Origin of the sequence: Deinococcus sp. (genome assembly GCF_030523985.1) — a bacterium.
In the GTDB taxonomy this organism is placed as follows: domain Bacteria; phylum Deinococcota; class Deinococci; order Deinococcales; family Deinococcaceae; genus Deinococcus.
Genome location: NZ_JAUNHK010000164.1, coordinates 1 through 3,827, shown reverse-complemented (window position 1 = coordinate 3,827; position 3,827 = coordinate 1). Strand labels below are relative to the sequence as shown.

The following is a 3,827-nucleotide window of genomic DNA, read 5'->3' as shown; positions in this document are numbered from 1 at the left end:
CTCATGCCTCACATGAAAGCGGTTCGCCCAGAGAATCTTAATCCCAATTTCATTTAATGATCAGAAATCTGACATGCGCCCGAATTGGGGAGGCACTCCGAAAGATGCCCCCCTGCCCGAACATATCCGCCTACTCCCGTACATCTTCAAAGAGAATCTTAGCTGCGGCAGGTAAATCTTCTCTGGCGAAGTTGCGAAAGGGGGCCTGGGCGAGCGTCATCAGCTTTTCACCTTGCATTCCGGCACGACTGATCCACGCTGAAACACCCAGAATCTCGTGCCCCTGGCCCCTCAGAAAAGCCAGTGCAGCGCGGGCATCTGTGCCCGTACAAATTAAATCGTCCACGTAGACGACCTTTTCTGGTATCGCGGGGATATTCATGCGGTGCCAGACAGGTTCAGGGTGCAAAGACAGATAAGCCACCGCTTTACCCAGGTGCCGCGCAACAAAAGAGGCCAGTACCGCCCCGCACGCAGGCGCACCGACCACCAAAGTCGCTCCTGGAAAGGCCTGAGCTATGGCTTTCGCCTGCTCCTGGGCCACCATGTCAAGTAGTGCTGGGTGCCTGAACACACTTCCCTTCTCAATCCAGCCGTTGCTGTAAAGACCGTTGCGGAAGTGTGTCAGGCCGCGCCGAATACCGCCGCATTCCTCCAGAAGCTGAAGTAATTCCATGCTTACGCCTTCCCTCCTTCCCTTCCTGCATCCTCCACCGGATCAAACTCATCCCGCCCGCGTTCCACCAGCGTCAGGATGTCGTAGGTCGCTACCAGCACCTCGTCCTGATTACGGATTTCGGCGTGCCATTCTACGACCCCCGTCGGGCGCGTCTCGCCGGGGCGCAGGTCCTTGCGAATCTTGCGCTTGCAGGTCAGGCGGGTGCGGATGGTGTCGCCGATGCCCACAGGCTCCACAAAGCGCAGGTTTTCCAGCCCGTAGTTTGCCAGCACCGGCCCAGGCGCGGGCGAAACAAATTGCCCAGCGGCGGCGGAAATCAGGAAATAGCCGTGCGCCACCCGCTTGCCAAAAATCCCTTCTTTCGCGCCAATGTCGTCCACATGGGCATAAAAATGGTCACCCGTGAGCGCAGCAAAGTTCACGATGTCGGCCTCGGTCACGGTGCGGCGGTGGGTCAGCAGGCTGTCGCCGACCTGAATCTGGTCGAAGGTCTTGCGGAAGGGGTGAACCACGTCCTCGTGCACCGCCGCGCCGGGGACGTGCTCGCGGGTAATGGCGGCGAGGGTGGTGGGGTCGGCCTGCACCGCCACCTTGTTCATGTGGTGCTTGACGCCCGCCAGGCCCGCCAGTTCCGCGCCGCCACCCGCCCGACCAGGGCCACCGTGCAGGAGCTGAGGCAGCGGCGAACCGTGGCCCGTGCTTTCCTTCGCGTCGTCACGGTTGAGCACCAGCACTCGCCCGTGCGTACTGGCGATGCCCAGCACCAACTCGGTAGCCTCGCTGCGGTCATGCGTGATGACGGAGGCGGCCAGGCTTCCGCGTCCCATTTTCGCCAGTTTGATGGCGTCGTCCAGCGTGTCGTAGGGCATCAGGGTCGCCACTGGCCCGAAGGCTTCCAGTTCGTGCGGCCCCTTCACGGTCAGCGGGTCGCGGCACAGAAGCAGTGTGGGGTCAAGGAATGCGCCTTTCTCGCGGTCGCCGCCCAGCAGCTCGGACTCGCCACCAATCACGATTTCGGCGTCCTGCTTGAGCTTTTCCAGCGTCTCGCGCACGCGCTGGCGCTGCTCCACGCTGACCAGTGCGCCCATTCGCACGTCGTCGCGGGCGGGGTCGCCTACCGTCACCTTCGCCAGCTCCTTTTTCAGTGCGTCCACTACAGCATCTACCATGTGACGCGGCACCAGCGGGCGGCGGATGGCGGTGCATTTCTGGCCCGCCTTGCCCGTCATCTCGCGGGCGACTTCCTTCACGAACAGGGCAAATTCGGGGTCTTCGGGCTTCACGCTCAGGCCCAGCACGGAGGCATTCAGGCTGTCGGCCTCCACGCTGAAGGGCACGGCGCGGGCCACGATGTTGGGGTGTACGCGCAGCTTGTTGGCTGTCGCCGCCGACCCCGTGAAGGCCAGCATGTCCTGTTCTTCCAGGTGGTCAAGCAGGTCGCCTGGCTCACCCGTGACCAGTTGCAGCGCCCCTTCCGGCAAGATGCCCGACGCCACGATGTCGCGCACCATCCGCTCGGCCAGGTACGCGGTCTGCGGCGCGGGTTTCACCAGGCTGGGCATCCCCGCGATGAACGACGGCGCAAATTTTTCCAGCATGCCCCAGATGGGAAAGTTGTAGGCGTTGATCTGCACCGCCACGCCCTCACGCGGCACCAGAAGGTGACGGGCCATGAAGGTGCCGCCTTTGCCCAGCGTTTCCACCTTGCCATCGGGCAAAAAGCGCTCGTCGGGCAGTTCGCGCCGTGCCATGCTGCTGTACGCGAACAGTGTGCCGATGCCGCCTTCAATGTCCACCCAGCCGTCGCGCCGCGTGGCCCCGGTCAGCGCGTTGAGGGCGTAGTAGTCCTCTTTGCGCTCCATCAGGTAGGTCGCCAGTGCCCGTAGCATTCGCGCCCGCGTGTGGAAGGTCAGTTTGCGAATCGCCGCGCCCTTTTCGCGCCCGTAGGCCAGCGCCTGGGCAAAGTCCACGCCCTCGGAGGAAATCACGGCGACGGGGCGACCATACACGGCGTCGAGCAGGGTTTGGCCTTCGGGGTTGACGTGCCACTGCCCGTAGACGTAGGAGGCGGGGCGGAGGATTTGGGGATTGGGGGAGTTGGTCATAGGGTTGGCTCCTGTTGGAAAGTTTGTAATTTATCAAGTAGTGTCAGTAGTCTTAGGTAATCTCCTCTCAAAACTTTAATATCTTCTCTACTTGTAATTAACTGCCTGACTGGGTGCATGATCTTATTTCTAAATTCGATCAAATTTCTGTGATTGCCATCAAAATTTCTTTTAGAAGAAATTCCCAAGTGCTGCCTAAATTCATTAGATTTGGCCACTATGTTCAGCATTTGAGAAAATGTCGCGTAATTTATCGGGTTTATCTCCAAATCTTTTCGTTTTGCTATTTCCCAATTTCCCAGTATGCCCACTTGGTTCTTCTCTTCCATTCCAGAAATCCAGTCCCAAGGGTTGTTGTACATATTTGATATGACCTTAGCGAGAGCAATTTCTGTTTCCGCTAAAATTCCATAAAATTCCGACCTAAATCTGTGTGTGTTTGTGTCGGATAGGGTGAAAAATCCGGAATATTCATCTTCTGTCTTAAAAATCAAAAATTCAGAATTTTCTAAGGCTTCCAGCAGAACTTTTATGTCTTCATCTGAATCAACTATAGGAAGATTCATCAATTCAGAGTAGGATATTTTGGATTCATCGATATACGGAATCTTGACCAGCGCTATAAATTGGCCGTCTTTCCTAACTGGCGCAAAGTCAAAGTTTTTTCTTCTAAGTTCTGCTATCTTTTCAGAATTTTGCTCTCCATATTCAAAACAAATCAATTCTTCAAGGTTATTACCGATGCGCTTAGCAATAGGATTCATTCTTCTCCTCGCTTCGGCTCAGGTTGGGGCGGGGTTGGGAGCCTCAGGTTTCACCCACTCAAACGCTCTTAAATCCCTCAAACGGCTCTTTGCAATTGCCGCACACATACAGCCGCTTGCACAGCGTGGAACCGAAAGAGGCGGTCAGGTTCACGTTCAGGCTGCCGCAGCGGGGGCAACAGGTCGGTTCTGGCTCTAGCGTCAGCAGCATCTCACCAGCGGGTGCAGGCGGCGCAATCCCGTACTGGCGCAGGCGTTCGCGGGCGTCGGGCAAAATCG

The 3,827-nt window shown here is 57.6% G+C and carries 3 protein-coding genes and 1 pseudogene; all 4 read right to left on the bottom strand.

Annotated elements, in window-relative coordinates; all coding sequences use genetic code 11:
- Nucleotides 1-130: 130 nt before the first annotated feature.
- Nucleotides 131-676 (bottom strand): orotate phosphoribosyltransferase, encoded by a 546-nt coding sequence (locus Q4C89_RS14350; protein ID WP_303103306.1) that lies wholly within the window; start codon nt 674-676, stop codon nt 131-133.
- A 2-nt stretch (nt 677-678) separates the two neighbouring features.
- A complete protein-coding gene (gene paaZ / locus Q4C89_RS14345; protein WP_303103305.1) occupies nt 679-2,784 on the bottom strand; it encodes a phenylacetic acid degradation bifunctional protein PaaZ in 2,106 nt (701 codons plus the stop codon).
- The gene (locus Q4C89_RS14340; protein ID WP_303103304.1) at nt 2,781-3,548 is read right to left on the bottom strand and encodes a hypothetical protein; all 768 of its coding nucleotides are present in this window, start codon (nt 3,546-3,548) and stop codon (nt 2,781-2,783) included. Before Q4C89_RS14340 ends, paaZ begins: the two co-directional genes overlap by 4 nt.
- A 58-nt stretch (nt 3,549-3,606) precedes the next feature.
- Nucleotides 3,607-3,827: pseudogene (locus Q4C89_RS14335) on the bottom strand (phenylacetate-CoA oxygenase subunit PaaJ); the annotation flags it as partial.